We start from the raw sequence: 20,205 nt of genomic DNA, 5'->3' as shown, positions 1-20,205 counted from the left end.
TTTACCCCTTTTTTTCGTCAACGAGTTTCTTTTTGAAGCGATTGACCGCAAGATGGCTCTGGCGCACCGGCTCGGGAACGCGATATTTTGGGCAACATTTTAGAACCCAGGTAATCGCTTCGGGGATGGTAATTTTTTGCCCGGGTGAAACAAATACCGGTTTCGTTCCTTTGCGCGTGCGAACCACCGCACCGATTCTTTCGCCGTGGTAAAAGAGCGGCGAAAAACTGCCTTTGTCCGGCGCCGGATCATCGAAATTCCCGATAAGGCGACTTTTGGCGCAGCCGATGGATGGAATGTCTAAAAGAACCCCCAGATGCGCCGCGATGCCCATCTTTTTTCTGTGAGCTATTCCCTGTCCGTCGAAAATGATCAGGTCTGGCGTGCATTGCAATTCTTCAAAAGCCTTCAGCAAAACAGGCGCTTCGCGAAAAGTGAGATAGCCGGGAATATACGGAAATGTCACATCGACGACAGCGAAGGTCTGTTCCACAATGTTCAATTCCGGAAATTTCATCACGGTCACGGCGCCAACGGAACGCCTCATTTGGTCAAAATACGCGACGTCGGCGCCGGCAATGTATTTTACTCTCCCGATCAATGGCTCAAAAAAGAGTTTTTTGGCTAATTCCTCTTGAATATCAGCCGCTTTTTTCAGAGTGACCTGCCAAGAATGAGTATGTGCAATTTTCATTTTGGTTTAATTCCGGACAAAGTTCATTCACCGATTTGGATGTTTTGCTCCTTTTGCAGCCGTTTCAGCACCTCGCGGTGCGCAGAAAATGCCACATTCTCCGGTAAATTATCCAGCGGAAAAAAATTTGCCTCAATCGCGTCGTCGCCGGGACGCAGGTCGCCGCCGATAATTTTCCCGTGGTAAACAATAAGCACAATTTGAATTTGCATTTCGTACGAGCCCGGCAGCGCGGCAAATATTCCGCTGATACGAATATCCAGATTCGTCTCTTCCTTTGTCTCGCGAATGGCGCATTCCTCCGGGCTTTCCCAGTATTCCATGAATCCGGCTGGCAAAGTCCAGTCCCCTGCTTGGGGCGGAAATTTTCTTTTCACCAGTAAAATTTCATCATTTTGAAATAAAATCACGGCCACTGCGGGAACCGGATTCATGTAAAAAACAAAACCACAGTTTTGGCAAATCAATCGTTTCGTGTTTTCATCGTGAACAAATTTTTCGCGCAGATCGCCGCTGCACACGGGACAAAAGCGGAAATTCCTCGGATTACTCGAATTCATTTAATGCGTCTCCTTCAGGAATTGCTCCAGCGCTTTTTCGATTGCATTCACGACTCGAGTGCGGTAATTTTTCGATCTGATCATTGTCTCTTCCACCGGATGGGTGATAAATCCTGGTTCCGCCAGCACGGCAATTGTCTGCGGCGTGCGGCAGACGAACAAATTTGCATAGTAGAGTCCGAAATTCGGCGCTCGAGTGTAGTCCAACATTTTGTTTTGAATCAAGTAAGCCAGCCGATAGCTGTGCGGCTGATTGTAATAAGTCGCTACGCCGCGGATGGGAAACGGATTCACGCCGTCGGGAATGCCGTTAAAGTGTATGCTGATGAAAATATCGGCGTTGATGAATTTAGCAAATTGCACGCGCGATTGCAGGGAGATGCCGTCAGCTTTTCCGCGGGTCAGAAAAACGCGGGCGCCCTTTTTTTCTAATTTTTCTTTGAGCGCCTTGCAGTATTCAAAATTAATGTCTTTTTCAGCGACGCCGAACGGACTGATTGCCCCCAAATCCGGACTGTGGCCGGGATCCAGACAAATCACCACGTCGCGCAGCGGAGAACGAAACCAGCCGCCGCTGCGAGGTTTCTTCTTGATGTCCAGATAAAATTTGCCATTGCGATAATAAGGATCGTAACCCCAATGGCGTTTCTGATTGATATTCACGACCAGTTTCAGATTTTCTTCGGAATCATTTTCCCAGTGAATATTTCTGATGAGCGGATCGTTCACGTCCATGCGAATGGAATCCGGCGATAGGCTCGCATTGAAAAAATGTACCACGAGTCGCGTGGGTTTTAGATATTCCGACACGCTGAACGGAACCCGTTGTTCGAGATTAATTTCCAGACTCGCCCAGCCATCGCGTTCTGCAGTTCGCATATCTGACACAATGCCTTCGGGAATTGTGGAACCCGGCGGCAGAGAATCGATGGCGCTGCTTTTGATCCAGAGCGTTTTTTCATCGGTGTACAGAATTTTTATGCGTTTTCCTCGGCGCATAGTGGCGCGCGCCCTGACGCCGCGAAAAAGAAAAAGCTGCGTCCCGATGCGCGTGCCGCTGAGCCGATGAATGACGTTCTCTTTGAATTCCACAATCTGCGGAATGGCGGACACGTTAATTGACAATTCCCCCGGCGCGGTGGTTCGAATTATTTTTCCCGAGCTGTCCTGCAGCGTGAAAGTGATCGGCAAATTTTCGCCCCAATCCCACGGCTGAATGATGCAGGAGCCAGTGTAGATTCCGCGCACTTCTGCCATCTGATAATTTGTCCCCTGCCCAAAAATCGATTCCCCCCAGTAGTAGCGCCGTCGGGGCTCGAGTTCTGTCATGGGAAGATTTTCCACGATGCCCTTGATGGAAAATTGCGCCTTGCAGTCGGGCGTACCTTTCACTGCCACTTTGATGATGTCGCCGGACCGCAGCGTCCAGTTTTCGCGCGGGAACACGTAGCTGGTGTCGATGGTCAGTACGTCTTCGGGAGAGGTTTTCAAATAGTAGGGAACGTAAACCTCTGTCACGACCCTGGCAGTGTCCGCGTCCAGAATTGCCATGCAGTGAATGGAAGAAAATCCAACAGCAACCGGAATGACAACCAGGAATGCGCCATTGTGGTACACTTCCGCCGGTATGCCATTGATAAAAACTTCCGCCTGCGGCGGGCTGACGTTCCCGTAAACGAATATTGTGTCCGAAGCAATGATCGTGCTGTTCGGTTTGGGATGGACGATGTTCAGTTTCAGTTGACAAAAAACGTCTTGCGCGGAAAAAAATAAAATTGCAATTGAAAATGTTGTGAAAAGTTTTCTCATCATCAACTCGCCGCTAAATTTGTCCGTCGATTTTTTTCGGGATTATTTTTTGAAATGAATTCTGTCTAAATTATACGATATTAATCAGTTAATGTCAAGAAATTAATTGAAAATGTGGGAATGGGAATGAGAAAATGAAGGGGAAATATTTTGAGGAAAAATGATTTTTCTCAGACGATTTTTGGAAGAGAAAAAAATGTTGATTTTTTTGTCGTTGATCGCAAATTTAATGTCGCACGGAAAACGCCGAACGTTTGACTGGTTTTAACTGATCGCCAGGGTTCAATTGAGAAAAATGCGCGACAATCCGTTTGATCGGCGTTCAATTTTTATGCTCACAAAACTACAACGTCCGCCTGCTTTTCCTCTGTCGCCGCGGTACGTCTGTCCCAGCGCGTTTGATTTGCTCGTCGGTCGGCAGGGCATTTTTACCCGCCAGAGTCTGTCTCAACAGCATCAGTTGCTCTCTGGTGCGTTCAGTCCAGGTGTTTTGGATGCTGTGCTGCATGGCGATATTCAGATTTGCCTGGTAATATTTGAACGCCTCCAATTGCAGCGGAATGACTAATTGGTTTTCGATAGTGGTCCAATATGCCTGTTTCTGCTTTGCGGTCAATCCGCCCGGTTCCGGCGAGTTGAGAATGTCCTGGCAAAATTCCTCGTACGCCAATCCGATCTGGTAGAACGACGCCGTGGTCCATTCCGCCATGTCGTAGCGCGTGACGTTCACGTATTTTTTTAGCATTGCCGAGAATGCCGCCTGTTTTTGTTTCAGATGAAATTGAAAAGGCGGAACGAGTTTCAGTCCGCGAAAATATTCGTGATCCATTTCCGCCAGACGAAAAGCAGCCTCGGCCGCGAAATCATCGTTCACTTTCAGTCCTGCTGCGGAAAGCTGTCTGTGTTTGTCGAGCACTTTCAGGTAGTCCTGCCGCGCGCTGCCCGCAAGGCGCTGTTTTTCACTGGCGTACGCCATTTTGAACATCGCTTCTAACACGCGATTTTCATCCTGCGGAAATTGAAGCGAGTAATCCCGGAATATCTGGCGCATTGCTAACCAGTCGCCGGCATTTTCCAGCGCCAATCCGGCATTGAACAGGGCGGCGGCTCCTTTGTCGCTATTGCCCAAAATCCGGAACAAGCGCCGGTAATCGGTCGCCGCTAAATGGTATTGTTGCAATTTTTCTCTCAAACTGGCGGCGCGGTACAGGGCTTCCGTTGCCTGTCGATGGTCGGGAAAACGGCGGTAGAAAGATTCGAAATTCACCGCTGCTTTCAGATTTTTGCCGATCTTTTCGTATTGCACCGCAGCTTCGAACTGAGCGGCACGCGCAATTTCTTTGTCTGCGGAACGAATGGCGGTTAGCTCAAAACTTTGCGCCGCTTTTTCGACCCAGCCGCCGGATTTCAATTTTTCCCCGATTTTGTACTGCGCCGAAGCGATCATTTTGTCGCACATTTGCAGCAGTTGGGCGGAGTCCGGTTTTTCTTTTTTCAATCTTGTGAAAATCGCCGCCGCGGTTGCGTAATTTTTTCGCTTAAATTTAATTTGTGCTAACATATTCATTGCATTAAGTTTGTAGGGTGTGCCTATTTTTGTTTTCAGAATGGACATCAGCGCCGAACGAGTCCATTTTTCGCTTTCCTGCCACACTTCGTACTGATAATAAATCTCTGCCAATTTTAATTCAATTTCAACCGTGCGGTCAGAGGTAGGAACAGACTCCAAAAATTGCTCACAGGCAGTAATGAGCGGAAAGGGGAGACCTTTGGATTTTTCGGGCGTGTCGGCGGCTGTCATTTCGTCGAAACAGATTACGCGATTGTAGGCGGCGTCTTCGAATAATTCGCTATTCGGGAACTTGTCGATTAATTTTTGATATTCTTTTTCAGCTTCTGCAAACTGGCGCAAATTGAAAAAACACTCGGCAACGCAAAATTGAGCGTGATCGCAGCGTTTGTCTTTGGAAAAGACGGACAAAAATTGCTGGTAAACCGGCATGGCGAGTTCAAATTTCTCCAGCGCAAACAGACTATCGGCTGATTGCAAAATCGGAGAGGCAATCCGATAATCCATTTCCGCTAACGTAGAATCGTACGCCGTACGAAATTCACTGTAGGGATGCGCCATGCTCCACTGGCTAGCGTCGCCGCAAGCGCGCATAAATTCGTCCCGAGCAGCAATCGCTTTTTTTGATTGCTCCAGTCGATTGTAATTTTCAAAAATTAATTTGTAAACTTCAGGTAATTGCTCAAAAGTTGCAAAATTTTGTTTAACATAATTTAATGCCTCCAGCGCGTCCTTGTAAAAATCACGCTTGAAAAAAATCTTGCCCAATTTGTACAACAGATGCGGTTTGTAGTCGGTCGTTCCGTTTTTGTCAATGAAGTCGAGCAACAGTTGCGTTCCGCCAAATTCGCTGAAACTCAGCGCGATGTATTGTAAAACCTCATCGCGCAATTCTAATTGGGATTTGCCGAGAATCTCTGAGTCCATCGTTTCCAGCAGGCGGATGTCTTTGAGCAGATAATAAAATGTGCTGATGGCGTCGGGAATGCGGTTGGTGAGATAGTGGCACCAACCGATTTTGTACAGCGCCATGGCAAAAAACGGACTGTCCCAGGATTTTAGAATATGATTGTAAGAGATGAGCGCTTTTTTGTAATCCTGCTTGTCAAAATAACATTCCCCGAGGCGAAATGTCAATTCCGCGCGCACCGTGTCCGATTTGACCTGCGGGATTAATTTCAGAAATATTTCCTTTGCCTTGTCTTTTTGGCCGGTCTCGTAATAACAGATGGAATTTCGATAGAGTACTTTCTGTTTGAAGGGAACATTGGGGAACGATTCCAGAATCTGCTCGTTGATGCCAATGGCTCTGGCAAAGGACAGCGTCGGCGGTTCTGGTTCCGTTTTCACTTTCCTCGATTCAAAAAGCTGTTGGCGATGATCGTATTTGATCATTTCAAATTCGAAGCGCAGCCGTTCGCGGCGAACTTCTAACTCGGATAAATGAAATAACATTTCCGCCAGATAAGTGGAGTCGGATACCGATCGGATGGCATCTTCCGCGTAAAGGATGGCGACTTCCGTGACTTTGAGTTCTCTTTTGAGTTGCTTCACATAGGTGATGCCGATGGGCGACGCCGCTGATGGCGTGATTTTATCATTCGCCCCGTTAACCGAAGAAAAAATGAAAATTGAAAACAAAACGCCCCGTGAAAAATAGCAACGAAACGCGCGGTTTAGCCGATGAAATTCCTGTAAGCAGTGCATGGCTGACCTCACAAATTAACAGCGATGATTTCGACCCGAAAAAAAACGTAGGTTAAAGATAAGATTATATTTTTTAGAACTCAAGAGAAAAAAGCAATAATGATGAGAGGGTAATTATTTGTAAAATAAGGGCGAAAATATAAAATATATTATTAGTTCAATAAAATAAATAAGATAGACATAGAAATATTAGTTGGGCAAAGTGCTCATTGATTTCAAAATTGAAATGAAATCGGAAAAGCAATTTTTTGAAGGAGATCAGGCGGAAAAGCGTCTGCGATGTTTGACAGTTTCTTTTGACGTTGCAAGGCTTTTTGCGGTGAACTGGCAACGCAGAAATTGTCGGCGGAGACTCATGTTTAGCGGACGGGAGTTTGCTTTGATTGCCGCGTGCCGCTCGGAACAGTCCGAATCTTTTAATTTCACGGGTTCTATTTTTTCAGAGCGGCAAATTCGGTAAAATTTCTCGTTGGTTTTTTGTATTGACTTTGAGCGGATTTTTCATTATCTTTAGAATAAATAAAAACGGTCAGGGCGGAATTCGTTTCGCAAAAGTATTTTTGTGCATTTGCAGCGTTTTGCCCGTGTTTTTAAATTTCGGAGAAAATGATGAAGAAGGCGCTGAATTATCCTATCATTTTTACTCTTCTGCTTTTTCTGCTGGTCGGATGCAGTAGCACCGCGAAATTGAACGGAAAAAAATCGACTGAGAAATACCAGGAGCGGCCCGGGGTGATCAATGAAAATTTTGATCCGATGAAGCTGGATCGCGAAGAGATTCAAATTCAGAGGACGAAAAATACCGCGACTCGCTCGGACAACATTGACAAATTGCTGCAACAGTCCGATGGCGGCGAACAAGCGACGGCAGATGTCGTAGGTTTTCGCGTACAAATTTGTGCGGTATCCGATGAGCAAAAAGCGCGTGCGATTCAACAGGAAGCAATATTAAATTTTATCGACGAAAATATATACCTCAAATATGACGCGCCGTATTACAAAGTGCGCATCGGCGATTTCGTAACGCGCCGGGAAGCGGAACAACTCCAGAAATTGGCCGTAGCAAGGGGATTCAACGACGCCTGGGTTGTTCGCACAAAAATCAAAGTCAATCCGCAAAAAGGCGAGCCTCCTCAACAGCCCAATCAGCAGCCACCGAATTAAGTTTATTCAGAAAAATTCTCAAAAAATCTTTCTGCCAAAATATTTGCGACATGGATAGCGAGTCGGATTTTGTTCTCCCAAAGTCGAGCGGATTTAAATTTGATTTCACTCGTGATGATTTGTTTTGTCTGATATCAGGTTGGATTTTGGCTGGTTTTGCTTAAAAATAATGATAATAAACAAAATCAACGTAAAAAGAGGCAAAATTTACAATTTTTCGTTTGGAAATCGGGCAAAAATTTATTAAATTAATAGGTTTAAAAATTTTAGGAGATCTCTCATGTCGGGACATTCCAAATGGAGCACTATAAAGCGCAAAAAAGCGAAAACCGATGCGCAGCGAGGGAGAATATTCACTAAGCTGATTAAGGAAATCACGGTTGCGGCTCGCATGGGCGGCGGTGACGAAAACACGAATCCGACTCTTCGTAGCGCCATTGCGGCGGCAAAAGCGGCAAACATGCCTGCTGCTAATGTCGAACGGGCGATCAAAAAAGGCACTGGCGAACTGCCCGGCGTCACTTACGATCAGATAATTTACGAGGGGTACGGCCCCGGAGGCACGGCGCTGATGATCGACGCGCTGACCGACAACAAAAATCGCACAGTAGCAGAAATTCGCCACATTCTCTCCAAACACAACGGCAGCATGGGCGAGTCCGGCTGCGTGGCGTGGATTTTTGACAAGAAAGGCCTGATTGCAGTAAAAGCCGATCAGGTTGACGAAGAGCAACTAATGGACGTCGTCGTCGAAGCTGGCGCCGATGATCTGAAAAGAGAAGACGATTTGTTCGAGATAGTCACTCAACCGCAAGCCTACGAAAATGTGAAAAAGGCGCTGCAGGAAAATAATATTGAAATCGATTCATCGGAATTGACAATGCACCCGAAAAATACGGTGGAAGTGAACGAGAAAGAAGCCGAACAACTTCTCAAATTACTGGACGCTTTGGAGGATCATGAGGATGTCAGCCATGTCTATTCCAATTTTGACGTCGACCCGGAAGTAATGGCAAAATTGGGACAGGAGTAGTCAATTAGCGGCAAGGGCTTGCCTCAGCCGAGGGGAAATTTTTAGTAAACAGAGATTGGGTTTTCATGATCATCGCAGGAATTGATCCGGGTCTGCAGAATACCGGGCTGGCAATACTAAAAAAATCGGGTCGTTCCGTGCAGTTTGTTAAGTTTCAACTGGTGCGAAATAAGAGAACCGATTCGTTTGATGCGCGTCTGAAGATGATTTACGATCAGATCACTGACTTTTTTCGGAGCTACCGGCCCGACGTCACGGCGCTGGAAGAAGTTTTTTACGCGAAAAACGCGCAAGTAGCGCTGAAAATGGGACACGCGCGCGGCGTCGCCATTTTGGCGGCGGCAAATCAGGGCATTCCTGTCGTTGAATACTCGCCGCGGGAGATCAAACTGGCGGTCACCGGAAACGGTAATGCCTCCAAGCACCAGGTGCAGCAAATGATTTTGCGAATTTTGAATATTGCAGAAGCGCCGCAGACGTTCGACATCACCGACGCGATGGCGGTGGCTTTTTGCCATTGCCAGCGACTGTGAGTGTCGCTGAATTCTAGCGGAGAGATGAGATTGGCATGATTGATTTTCTGAAAGGCGTTCTGGCAATTAAACAACCGATGCGCGTCGTTGTCGATGTGCGCGGCGTGGGTTTTGAGGTGCAAATTACTTTGCCTTGTTACGAAAGTTTGGGCGCTGTGGGCGCAGAAGTGAATCTCATCACCTATTTGCACGTGCGCGAAGATCAAATGCAATTGTACGGATTTAGCTCGACTGAAGAACGCGAGCTTTTTTTACATCTCATTTCCATTCCCGGCATTGGTCCCAAAAAGGCGCAGGCAATTTTGTCCAGCGTTACTGTGAACATTTTTCGGAGATATATCGCTGAAGAAGATTTAGCGGGGCTCACCTCGTTATCCGGCGTGGGCAAGAAAACGGCACAGCGATTGATTATTGATTTGAAAGATAAAGTGAGGGCGCCCGAGACCGGAAAAGCATTTCGGGCTGGCGCCGGTGAAGCGATTTCCGAGTTGGAGCATCTAATACGCGAAGCCGAAGCGGCTTTGCTGTCGTTAGGGTTCGTCCGACCAAAGGCGCGGCAGGCGATAGAGAAGACGCTCGCCGTCAAAGGGGCGAAAATAAATTTGGAAATTCTAATCAAAGAAGCGCTTCGGCTGTTGTGAGATATTTTTTTGTAAAAGAAAATGACGGATAAAGATATAAAACGACCCACAGATCCCGACCGATTGGAAGATGAGTTTGAATTTGACCAGACGGTCAGACCGACGACATTGGATGATTTCATTGGTCAGGAGAAGTTAAAAAAAAATTTGCGCGTGTTCATTCGCGCCGCACGCGAGCGAGGCGAGGCGCTGGATCATGTGCTGTTTTATGGCCCGCCGGGATTGGGAAAAACTACGTTAGCACACATCATTGCCGCGGAGATGCAATCCGATGTGCGCATGACTTCCGGGCCGGCGCTGGAAAAACCCGGTGATCTTGCCGGGCTACTGACGAATTTAGGTGATCGCGACGTCTTTTTTATTGATGAAATTCATCGTTTGAATCACACAATTGAGGAATATCTTTATCCGGCGCTGGAAGATTTCAAGCTGGATATTATCATTGATAAAGGCGCTAATGCGCGGACGATTCAATTGGCTTTGTCGCATTTCACGCTGGTGGGCGCGACAACGCGGGCCGGACTGTTGACGTCGCCATTGCGCGCCAGATTCGGCGTTGTCAGCAGACTGGATTTTTATTCGCCGCCGGAATTGAGCACGATTGTCATGCGGTCGGCGCAGATTTTGGGCATTCACATCGATGGAGATGCCTCGTTGGAAATCGCGCGTCGCTCTCGCGGAACGCCTCGCATCGCCAATCGTCTATTGCGTCGGTTGCGAGATTTCGCTCAAGTTCACGGCGACGGAAAAATTAACCTGAAAGTCGCTACTGAATCCCTGCATCAATTGGATATTGATGAAATGGGTCTGGATGAAATGGACAAGCGGATTATTACGACAATTATTGAAAAATTTAAAGGCGGGCCCGTGGGAATCAATACGCTGGCTTTGGCGGTCGGAGAGGAAAGCGACACGCTGGAAGAAGTGTACGAGCCCTATTTGGTACAACAGGGCTTTCTCAATCGCACTCCGCGCGGCAGAGTCGCCACGGAAACGGCTTATGAACATTTTGGTTTTGATTATAAATTATTTGGCCAGGGGAAATTGTTTTAATGTGAGGAGTTATTTTTATGAAACTATCAGACCTTAAATATACTTTACCGGAAGATTTAATTGCCCAGTATCCTACAAAAAAACGCGATCAGTCGCGGATGATGGCGCTTGATCGCAAGACAGAGACAATTGAACGAAAAATATTCAGCGATATCGTGAATTATTTCCACAAAGGAGATTGCCTCGTCGTGAATGAGACAAAAGTTTTTCCGGCGCGGCTGATGGCGACCAAGGACAAGACGGACGCTGAAGTGGAGATTTTTTTGCTGCGCGAGTTGGAGAACGATCTCTGGGAGGTTTTGGTTAAACCGGCGCGCAAGGTTCGTGTGGGAAACCGGTTGACTATTGATCACGGCGTTTACTGCGACGTCATTGACAATACGGTGTCAGGCGGGAGAGTCGTGAGATTTTATTATGAGGGAAATTTTTTCGATATTGTCGAGAAATTAGGCAAATCGCCGCTGCCGCCTTATATCACAAGAGATTCCGAGGATCTGGATAAAGAACGTTACCAGACGGTTTACGCGAAAGTTATCGGCGCGGTTGCTGCGCCGACAGCGGGGCTTCATTTCACTACCGATATCTTAAGCAAGCTCAAGAAAAAGGGCGTAAAAATTGCGCCGGTGGTGCTTCATTTAGGACTTGGCAGTTTCAGACCCGTCGTAGTGGAAGACTTGAGCCGCCACAAAATGGATTCGGAATATTTTGAAATAACAGAAAAATCGGCAAACACCATTAACGAAACCATCAAGAGCGGAAAATCGGTATTTGCGGTCGGAACGAGCAGCGTGCGCGTATTGGAAACTGTGGTGACTACCGAAGGTCTTGTCAAGCCATTGAAAGGATGGACGGATAAATTTATCTACCCGCCCTACGATTTCAAGATTGTCGATCATATCATCACGAATTTTCATTTGCCGTGCACGACTTTGTTGATGCTGGTGGTGGCGTTCGCCGGGAAAGATTTTGTTTTTCGTGCTTACCAGCAGGCGATGGACGAAAAGTGGCGCTTTTACAGCTATGGCGATGTGATGTTAATTATGTAGAATCGGAGTATTTTGTGGCAGTCACGGTCATCATTGCCGGCGGCGGAAGAGGAACGCGCATGGCCTCCGCGGTGGCGAAGCAATTTTTGGAAATTCAGGGTAAGCCGATTCTCTTTTACACGCTAAAAAAGTTTGAACAAAGTTCCGCGATTGACAATATTGTACTAACAGCGCCGGCCGATTCCGTTGGTCGGGTGCGCGATATCGTCGAGAAATTTCACATTTCCAAAATCAGAGCGATTGTCGCCGGTGGAAATTCGCGCCAGGAGTCGGTTGGGAACGGTCTGAAAAAAGTGTCAGAGGAAACGACTCTCGTCGCCATTCACGACGCGGTTCGTCCATTTGTGAGCGAGCGGCACATTCGGAGCGTTGTGGAAGCTGCGCGGGAGAACGACGCGGCTATTTTAGCGGTTCCGGTGAAAGATACGGTGAAAATTGCCGTGGAAGGCGAAATCAGAGCCACGCCTGACAGGCGGGACATGTGGCTGGCGCAAACGCCGCAGGTTTTCTCACGACAATTGATCATTCGGGCGTATCGACGCGCTGCGGAGGAAAATTTTATCGGAACGGATGATGCCAGTTTGGCGGAGCGTCTGGGAGTCACTGTTCGCATCGTCGAAGGTAGCTACGCCAACATCAAAATCACCACGCCGTTTGATCTGGAAATTGCCGAATTGGTTTTACGAAAAAACTTAGAGGCGGGCTGATTTATGCAGCGCGTAGGTTTCGGATATGATGTGCATCGGCTTGTTGAAGGCAGGAAGCTGATTTTAGGCGGCGTCATTGTTCCGTTCGAGCGCGGTCTGGAAGGACACTCCGACGCGGATGTGTTGACTCATGCTATTGGCGATGCGCTGTTGGGCGCCGCGGCTCTGGGCGATCTGGGGAAATATTTTCCCGCTGAAGATGAGCAATTTCGCGATATTTCCAGCTTGATTTTGTTGGAAAAAATTTTATCTTTGCTGAATGAAAAAAAATGGCGAGTCGTCAATGTCGACGCTACCGTTGTCGCCCAGCGGCCTAAATTGCTGCCTTTCATTGACAAAATGAGGAAAAATATTGCCGCCGCGTTGAAAATGGATTTCGAGGCTGTTTCAGTGAAAGCGACCACTACCGAGCGATTGGGCTTTGCCGGAACCGAGCAGGGAATGGCAGCGTTTGCGATTTGTTTGATTGAAAAATTTGAATGAAATTTTGATTTTGGAATAGATGAACTTGAAATTTGTTCGTTATTTTGTAAATCCCTCATTTTTGCACCGAAATATTGAGGGATGATTTTTTTATTGATAATGATGGGAACATGAGTTGAAAATTTGAAGGAAATTTTGATCATGGATACGCGCGTTCGTTTTGCACCCAGTCCGACCGGACACCTGCACATCGGCAATGCCAGGACGGCGATTTTGAATTGGCTCTTTGCGCGCCACACTGGCGGGAAATTTATTTTGCGAATTGAAGATACTGATCCGGAACGGTCGGTTGAGAGTTACATTGATCAAATTGTGGAAGATATGCGTTGGCTGGGTTTGTCATGGGATGAAGGACCGGAAATCGAAGGCGATTATGGCCCTTATCGACAATCCCGACGGCTGGAAATTTATCAGCAGTACGCGAAAAAGTTGATGGATGAGGGCAAGGCGTATTTTTGTTACTGCACGCCTGAAGAATTGGAGCAAATGCGAAATGAGAGCCATGCTCGCGGCGAGGCGGGTTTTTACAATCGCCGTTGTTTGCACTTGACAGAGGAAGAAAGACAGCAATTTATCGCAGAAGGAAGAAAACCGGCAATTCGTTTCAAAGTCCCGGGTAAAACCGAAGTGGTTTTCAAAGATCTTGTCAAAGGCGAATTGCGATTTGAGACGGAAAATATCAGCGATTTTGTCATCATGCGCGGTGAAGGGATTCCCACGTACAATTTTGCTGCTGTGGTCGATGACGGACTGATGAAAATCAGCCACGTCATTCGCGGCGACGATCATGTTTCCAATACGCCGCGCCAAGCGCTGCTGTACCAGGCGCTCGGATTCGACATGCCGCAGTTTGCGCACATTCCCATGATTTTGGGCCCCGACGGGACGCGACTCTCCAAACGGCACGGCGCGACTTCTCTGGATCAGTATCGAATGAAAGGCTATTTGCCTGAGGCGTTGATCAATTATCTCAGTTTGTTGAGCTGGTCGTCCAAAACCGGCGATGAAATTTTGTCGATTGAGCGTTTGATTGAGGAGTTCGATTTCGAGCGCATGTCCAGATCCGCGGCGATGTTTGATTTTGAAAAATTGAACTGGATGAACGGCCATTACATTCGCAGCGCAGAACTGGCGCGAATTGTCCGATTGACAACGCCCTATTTTCAGCAAGCCGGTTTCCCTGTGGATGACGAGGAGAAAATACAAAAAATTGTGGCTGTGGCGCGCGAAAGAATCGAAACGCTGGATCAGATTGCCGATCATGTACGAATTTTTTTTCAGAACAAAATTGTGTTTGACGATCCCGATGCCAAGGAAATGATTCGGGATGACAGTTCGCAAAAAGTGTTCTGGTCATTTCTGCGGGAATTGCGCTCGATTGCGGTTCTGGATCGGGAAAATTTCAAAGAAATAATGAAGACCGTACAGAAAGAAACCGGCATCATGGGCAAAAAATTGTGGATGCCGCTGCGCATCGCTTTGACCGGACAGATGCACGGTCCTGATTTACCGGTGACGGCGGAAATTTTTGGCAAAGAAAAATGCGAAAAATTTATAGAACGCGCGATTTACAAATAGAATTGGAAATTTCGCGCTGAAACAAATTATTATTACAACGTCGCGCACAAAAGAACAGATAATTTCAGCAATAGAGGAATCAGAGGGGTTTATGGCAAACGAGAAGCCTGAAAGACCGGCAAATTTCATTCGGAATATCATTACCGAAGATCTGAAGCACGGGAAAAATGGCGGCAGAGTGCACACGCGCTTTCCGCCGGAGCCGAACGGCTACTTGCACATTGGGCACGCCAAAGCGATTTGTTTGAGTTTTGGCATTGCCGAGGAATTTGGCGGGAAGTGCAATTTGCGTTTTGACGATACAAATCCGGCGAAAGAAGAGGAAGAATACGTTCGTTCCATTGTCGAAGATGTTCATTGGCTGGGGTTTGATTGGGAAGATCGACTGTTTTATGCGTCCGATTATTTTGACAAAATGTACGAATACGCGGAGCAGCTCATCAAGCAGGGGCAGGCTTACGTCTGCGATTTGAGCGCCGAAGAAATCCGCGAATATCGCGGAACGCTGAAGCAACCAGGAAAAGAGAGTCCTTATCGCAATCGATCTGTGGAAGAAAATCTGGATTTGTTTCGCCGCATGAGAGCCGGCGAATTTCCCGACGGGTCGCGCACGCTGCGGGCGAAAATTGACATGTCGCATCCCAATTTGAACATGCGGGATCCGGTGATGTATCGGATTTTGCGCGCCACGCATCATCGAACAGGCGACAAATGGTGCATTTATCCCATGTACGATTGGGCGCACGGACTGGAAGATTCCATCGAAGGCATCACGCACTCGTTGTGTACGCTGGAATTTGAAGATCATCGTCCACTGTACGATTGGTTTCTGGATCAGTTGGGCGTTCATCATCCGCAGCAAATCGAATTTGCCCGGCTGAATTTGAGCTACACGATTATGAGTAAACGGAAGCTGTTGGAATTGGTGAGAGACGGACAAGTGGACGGCTGGGACGATCCGCGCATGCCGACGATTTCAGGCTTGCGGCGTCGCGGTTACACGCCGGCGTCGATTCGGAATTTTTCCGATTTAATCGGCGTGGCAAAGCGCGACAGCGTGGTGGATATTGCCATGCTGGAATATTGCATTCGGGAAGACTTGAACAAACGGGCGCCGCGGAGAATGGCGGTGCTGCGGCCTTTGAAAGTCATCATTACGAATTATCCTGAAGGAAAAGAAGAAGAATTGGACGCCATCAACAATCCCGAAGATGCATCCATGGGCACGCGTAAAGTGCCATTTTCCCGGGTGCTTTACATTGAACAGGACGATTTTCGCGAGGACCCGCCGAAAAAGTTTTTTCGGCTGGCGCCGGGACGAGAGGTTCGTTTACGGTACGCTTATTTCATCAAATGCGTTGACGTTGTCAAAGATGAAAAGACCGGCGAAATCAAAGAACTGCATTGCACGTACGACGCGGCGACTCGCGGCGGTGATGCTCCTGACGGCAGAAAAGTGAAAGCTACGCTGCACTGGGTTTCTGCGGCGCAGGCGATTGATGCGGAAGTTCGTCTGTACGATCGTTTGTTCAATATTTCCGATCCCACAGCGAACAAAGAAAAGGATTTCAAGGAATTTATTAATCCGAATTCACTGGAAATTTTGGGAAACTGCAAATTGGAACCAGCGCTGGCGGATGCCCGGGTCGAAGAAAATTACCAGTTTGAGCGACTGGGGTATTTTTGCATTGACAGCAAATATTCGCGCCCCGAAAAATTGGTATTTAACCGCACTGTTTCTTTGAAAGATACCTGGGCGAGGATCGAAAAAGCAATGGCTGAACAAGCCAAAAATAAGAAATAATTTGCAGAATAGTGAATTCTCCCAATTTTGTCAATAATCGAAAAAAAGGTAGTTTCTGATGCCGATCAAAATTTACAATACATTGACGCGAAAAAAAGAAGAACTGATTCCGTTGGAGCCGAACAAAATCAGCATGTACGTTTGCGGTCCCACGGTTTACGACTATTTTCACGTGGGAAACGCGCGGCCGTTCGTGATGTACGATATCTTTCGTCGTTACTTGATTTATCGCGGCTTTGAAGTGAAATACGTGATGAATTTGACGGACGTGGATGACAAGATAATAAAAAAAGCCAACGAGCAGGGAGTTTCTGCATCTGAAATTGCTGAAAAATACACACAGGCATTTTTTGAAGACATTGAAAAATTGGGCATTAAGCGGGCTGATCACTATCCTCGTGCCACCGAGAGCATTCCCAACATGATCAAGCTGATCGAGATTTTGATCGAAAAGGGCATGGCGTACGTGGTTGACGGCGATGTTTTTTATGAAGTGGCAAAATTTAAAGATTACGGCAAATTGTCCGGAAAAAATATCGATGAATTGAAATCCGGCGCGCGCATCGATGTGGATGAGCGCAAAAAAAGCCCGTTGGATTTCGCTTTGTGGAAAGCTGCTAAACCCGACGAACCCTACTGGGAAAGTCCCTGGGGAAAAGGCCGCCCCGGCTGGCACATCGAATGCTCGGTGATGTCCATGACTTATCTGGGCGAGACCATTGATATTCACGCCGGCGGCAGCGATTTGATTTTTCCGCACCATGAGAATGAAATTGCCCAGAGCGAGGGCGCCACAGGTAAGCCGTTTGCTCGCTACTGGATGCACAATGGATTTTTGAATATTGAAGGCGAGAAAATGTCCAAGTCTTTGGGCAACTTTTTTACTGCCAGAGAAATCATGGAAAAATATCACCCGGCAGTGATTCGCATGTTTTTCCTGTTAAAACATTATCGCAGCCCGATCAATTTCAGTGAGGAGCGCATTCGCGAAGCCGAGCAAGCTCTGAAACGAATTTCTACGGCTATGGAAAATATAGAGTTAGCGTTGTCCGAAGTCGATGTGAAAAATTTACAAAAAAACGGGGAACTCTCCGCGGCGATGGGGCATTTAAAACAGCACGCTATTGAAGAATTAGATGATGATTTCAATACCGCGGGCGCTCTGGCAAGTGTTTTCGATTTTGTCCGCGAGGCGAATTTGATACTGAACAATGGTTCGCTGAGCGCAGACGATTATTTTGTTTTGTTTCAAATTAAAGAAACAATTGAAGAATTTGATCAATTTTTGTCCATTTTGTCGTATTCAGAGGCGAGGCAGGTTTCAGTTCCCGAGGCGCCGCTGATTGAACTATTAATTGACGTCCGAAAAAAGCTCAGAGAAAATAAACAATGGGCATTAGCCGACGAAATTCGGGATCGGTTATTTGACATGGGAATTGAATTAAAAGATCGACCTGGCAATACAATCTGGCAACGCAAGCGGAAATCATAGAATTTTACCACTTTTTGTCTGATAAAAATGAAAAAAAGATAAAAAAGTCTTGACTTTTATAGAAAAAATTATATATTATTGGTTTTGTGTAAATTGATTATTTAGGCAAAAACTGGTTTGTTTGTTGACTATCAAACAAGCCACCATAGCTCAGTTGGTAGAGCAACTGATTTGTAATCAGTCGGTCGCGGGTTCAAATCCTGCTGGTGGCTCGAGACATATTGGGAAGGTTCCCGAGCGGTCAAAGGGAACAGACTGTAAATCTGTCGGCTCAGCCTTCGGAGGTTCGAATCCTCCCCTTCCCACAATATCTGTTTTTATGTTTACATAAGCGGGAGTAGCTCAGTTGGCTAGAGCATCAGCCTTCCAAGCTGAGGGTCGCGGGTTCGAATCCCGTTTCCCGCTCTGGTATCTGGATTTGGTGAAACCCCTCATAATATAGCTCCCAGACCGATTGGGTAAGGCAAACGATGTTTTAGACAACCGGGAGATTGATAGGGTCAGGCTGGTGGTGTCCGGGAATTTATTTTCAAAATTTTGATATTTTATCTCTCATTATTTTTAAACAAGCCTGGAAAAAAGCTTATTATGAGGGGTTTTACATGCCTGAGAGCGAAAGTAGAGAACGATACTGCCCACGTAGCTCAGTAGGCAGAGCACATCCTTGGTAAGGATGAGGTCACCGGTTCAACCCCGGTCGTGGGCTCTAAATAATTGTAAAATTGGTCGTTGGAACTGTTGCAAATCAACGGTTGTGAAAAGTGACATAGCTATTTTGCATTGAAGGAATTTTGTCGCTGCGGTGAGACGATCCAATGGCTGGAAAATAGGCATTTAAGGAAATTGATTCAGTTAGGAATAAGCGATGAGAGATCTGGTCATTTTAGAATGCACTAAGTGCAAAAATCGAAATTACACGACTACCAAGAATAAGCGGAAACATACGGCACGCGTAGAATTCAAGAAATACTGTCGTTTTTGCGACAAACATACAATTCACAAAGAGACGAGGTAGTAGTTGTAGGCCAGTAGCTCTAACGGCTAGAGCACCGGTCTCCAAAACCGGGTGTTGGGGGTTCGAATCCCTCCTGGCCTGCTATTTTTCTCGAATAATCGTTCATTCTGGAGTTGGAAGATCGCTATGTTTCGAAAACTAAATAAGTTCATTCAGGAAGTAAAACAGGAAATGTCTAAGGTAAGTTGGCCTGGCAAAGAAGAACTAAAGGGTACGACGAGAGTGGTGATTATGGTGACGTTGGTGCTGACTCTGTTCATTTTTGCCGTTGATAAAATTTTAGAAGCCATATTAAATTTCATATTTTAGATTATTTCAGGCGAGGGAAATTGGAAGAGCAACAAAAAAAATGGTACGTGATTCACACATTATCCGGACATGAGAATAAAGTCAAGTTGTATCTTGATAGCGAAATTGCCCGGCTGGGATTACAGGAAAAAATCCCGACTGTTCTTGTTCCCTCGGAAGAAGTAACTGAGATGAGAAACGGGAAGAAGAAGCATAAAAACAAAGTATTTTTCCCGGGCTATATTCTGATTGAAATGATTCTGGACACAGAAACTTCTCATTTGATTGCCAACGCTCCCGGCGTCACTCATTTTGTGGGTTCAAAAAATAAACCCCAGCCGTTGCGTCCTGATGAAGTGAAACGAATTTTAGGGCGCGTGGACGAGGCGAAAAATCGTGAATTAGTGGAAGTACCGTTCAATATTGGCGATCCGATTAAGGTCATCGACGGTCCTTTTACGGATTTCAGCGGGATCGTCAAAGAAGTAAATGAAGAAAAAAACAAGCTCAAAGTGATGGTGAGTATTTTTGGCCGTTCCACACCAGTCGAATTGGACTTTTTACAAGTAGAATTGGAGAAGTAAAGTTTCATGGCAAAGAAAATTATTGGAACAATCAAGTTGCAAATTCCGGCGGGTAATGCGAATCCTTCGCCGCCGGTGGGGCCGGCTCTAGGCCAGCATGGCGTCAATATTATGGAATTTTGCAAGGCGTTCAATGCAAAAACTCAGGATAAGCAGGGATTAATCATTCCGGTAGTGATTACCGTTTATGCGGATCGTTCGTTCACTTTTATTACAAAAACACCGCCGGCGGCGGTTTTGTTGAAGCGGGCGGCAGGTTTGGACAAAGGATCCGGCGAGCCCAACCGGGAGAAGGTGGGGAAAGTGACGCGAGACCAGGTTCGTGAAATCGCTGAGTTGAAAATGCCGGATTTAAATGCATTTTCGGTTGAAAATGCGATGCGAATAATCGAAGGCACCGCGCGCAGCATGGGCATTATAGTGCAAGATTAATCGGTGTATTTT

General features: G+C 46.7%; 19 protein-coding genes and 5 tRNA genes. 20 read left to right on the top strand and 4 right to left on the bottom strand.

Features of this window, described 5'->3' with window-relative positions; translation table 11 throughout:
• Position 1: 1 nt before the first annotated feature.
• From nfi to GXO74_14975, 4 genes are all read right to left on the bottom strand, one after another.
• Positions 2–694: a deoxyribonuclease V gene (nfi, locus tag GXO74_14990; protein ID NOZ62960.1), complete on the bottom strand. Its 693-nt coding sequence runs from the start codon at positions 692–694 to the stop codon at positions 2–4.
• Between the two features lie 23 nt (positions 695–717).
• A complete protein-coding gene (locus tag GXO74_14985) occupies positions 718–1,254 on the bottom strand; it encodes an NUDIX hydrolase (protein ID NOZ62959.1) in 537 nt (178 codons plus the stop codon).
• Positions 1,255–3,066, bottom strand: a complete 1,812-nt coding sequence (locus GXO74_14980; protein ID NOZ62958.1) for an AMIN domain-containing protein — start codon at positions 3,064–3,066, stop codon at positions 1,255–1,257.
• A 340-nt stretch (positions 3,067–3,406) separates the two neighbouring features.
• On the bottom strand, positions 3,407–6,340 hold the full coding sequence (locus GXO74_14975; protein ID NOZ62957.1) for a tetratricopeptide repeat protein: 2,934 nt from the start codon (positions 6,338–6,340) through the stop codon (positions 3,407–3,409).
• 606 nt (positions 6,341–6,946) lie between these two features.
• Here GXO74_14975 and GXO74_14970 point away from each other — a divergent pair.
• From GXO74_14970 to rplK, 20 genes are all read left to right on the top strand, one after another.
• Positions 6,947–7,504 (top strand): SPOR domain-containing protein, encoded by a 558-nt coding sequence (locus GXO74_14970; protein ID NOZ62956.1) that lies wholly within the window; start codon positions 6,947–6,949, stop codon positions 7,502–7,504.
• A gap of 280 nt (positions 7,505–7,784) precedes the next feature.
• Positions 7,785–8,537 (top strand): YebC/PmpR family DNA-binding transcriptional regulator, encoded by a 753-nt coding sequence (locus GXO74_14965; GenBank protein ID NOZ62955.1) that lies wholly within the window; start codon positions 7,785–7,787, stop codon positions 8,535–8,537.
• A 65-nt stretch (positions 8,538–8,602) separates the two neighbouring features.
• A complete protein-coding gene (gene ruvC, locus GXO74_14960) occupies positions 8,603–9,070 on the top strand; it encodes a crossover junction endodeoxyribonuclease RuvC (GenBank protein NOZ62954.1) in 468 nt (155 codons plus the stop codon).
• A 35-nt stretch (positions 9,071–9,105) separates the two neighbouring features.
• Positions 9,106–9,711, top strand: coding sequence for a Holliday junction branch migration protein RuvA (gene ruvA / locus GXO74_14955; protein NOZ62953.1), 606 nt, complete (start codon positions 9,106–9,108; stop codon positions 9,709–9,711).
• 21 nt (positions 9,712–9,732) lie between these two features.
• Entirely contained in the window at positions 9,733–10,764 is a 1,032-nt protein-coding gene (gene ruvB, locus GXO74_14950) for a Holliday junction branch migration DNA helicase RuvB (GenBank protein NOZ62952.1), read from the top strand.
• 17 nt (positions 10,765–10,781) lie between these two features.
• On the top strand, positions 10,782–11,810 hold the full coding sequence (gene queA, locus GXO74_14945; GenBank protein ID NOZ62951.1) for a tRNA preQ1(34) S-adenosylmethionine ribosyltransferase-isomerase QueA: 1,029 nt from the start codon (positions 10,782–10,784) through the stop codon (positions 11,808–11,810).
• A gap of 14 nt (positions 11,811–11,824) precedes the next feature.
• Positions 11,825–12,517 carry a 2-C-methyl-D-erythritol 4-phosphate cytidylyltransferase gene (ispD, locus tag GXO74_14940; protein NOZ62950.1) on the top strand — a complete coding sequence of 231 codons (693 nt, stop codon included), beginning with the start codon at positions 11,825–11,827 and terminating at the stop codon, positions 12,515–12,517.
• Positions 12,518–12,520: 3 nt separating this feature from the next.
• Entirely contained in the window at positions 12,521–13,000 is a 480-nt protein-coding gene (locus GXO74_14935; GenBank protein ID NOZ62949.1) for a 2-C-methyl-D-erythritol 2,4-cyclodiphosphate synthase, read from the top strand.
• Positions 13,001–13,141: 141 nt separating this feature from the next.
• Entirely contained in the window at positions 13,142–14,578 is a 1,437-nt protein-coding gene (locus GXO74_14930; GenBank protein NOZ62948.1) for a glutamate--tRNA ligase, read from the top strand.
• A 91-nt stretch (positions 14,579–14,669) separates the two neighbouring features.
• A complete protein-coding gene (locus GXO74_14925; protein ID NOZ62947.1) occupies positions 14,670–16,382 on the top strand; it encodes a glutamine--tRNA ligase/YqeY domain fusion protein in 1,713 nt (570 codons plus the stop codon).
• A gap of 58 nt (positions 16,383–16,440) precedes the next feature.
• Positions 16,441–17,874, top strand: a complete 1,434-nt coding sequence (locus GXO74_14920; protein ID NOZ62946.1) for a cysteine--tRNA ligase — start codon at positions 16,441–16,443, stop codon at positions 17,872–17,874.
• Positions 17,875–18,013: 139 nt separating this feature from the next.
• Positions 18,014–18,086 (top strand) — tRNA-Thr (locus GXO74_14915).
• 11 nt (positions 18,087–18,097) lie between these two features.
• Positions 18,098–18,179, top strand: a tRNA-Tyr gene (locus tag GXO74_14910).
• 26 nt (positions 18,180–18,205) lie between these two features.
• Positions 18,206–18,279 (top strand) — tRNA-Gly (locus GXO74_14905).
• A 228-nt stretch (positions 18,280–18,507) separates the two neighbouring features.
• Positions 18,508–18,580: transfer RNA gene (locus GXO74_14900), tRNA-Thr, on the top strand.
• 159 nt (positions 18,581–18,739) lie between these two features.
• Entirely contained in the window at positions 18,740–18,889 is a 150-nt protein-coding gene (rpmG, locus tag GXO74_14895; protein NOZ62945.1) for a 50S ribosomal protein L33, read from the top strand.
• Between the two features lie 7 nt (positions 18,890–18,896).
• Positions 18,897–18,970, top strand: a tRNA-Trp gene (locus GXO74_14890).
• Between the two features lie 45 nt (positions 18,971–19,015).
• The gene (gene secE, locus GXO74_14885) at positions 19,016–19,198 is read left to right on the top strand and encodes a preprotein translocase subunit SecE (protein ID NOZ62944.1); all 183 of its coding nucleotides are present in this window, start codon (positions 19,016–19,018) and stop codon (positions 19,196–19,198) included.
• Positions 19,199–19,218: 20 nt separating this feature from the next.
• A complete protein-coding gene (gene nusG, locus GXO74_14880) occupies positions 19,219–19,761 on the top strand; it encodes a transcription termination/antitermination factor NusG (protein ID NOZ62943.1) in 543 nt (180 codons plus the stop codon).
• Between the two features lie 6 nt (positions 19,762–19,767).
• Complete coding sequence (rplK, locus tag GXO74_14875) at positions 19,768–20,193, top strand: 50S ribosomal protein L11 (protein NOZ62942.1); 426 nt, start codon at positions 19,768–19,770, stop codon at positions 20,191–20,193.
• The last annotated feature ends 12 nt before the right edge of the window (positions 20,194–20,205 follow it).

Source organism: Calditrichota bacterium (genome assembly GCA_013152715.1).
Classification (GTDB): domain Bacteria; phylum Zhuqueibacterota; class Zhuqueibacteria; order Thermofontimicrobiales; family Thermofontimicrobiaceae; genus 4484-87.
Note: the sequence above shows the minus strand (reverse complement) of the source record. Positions and strands in the feature narration are given on the sequence as shown.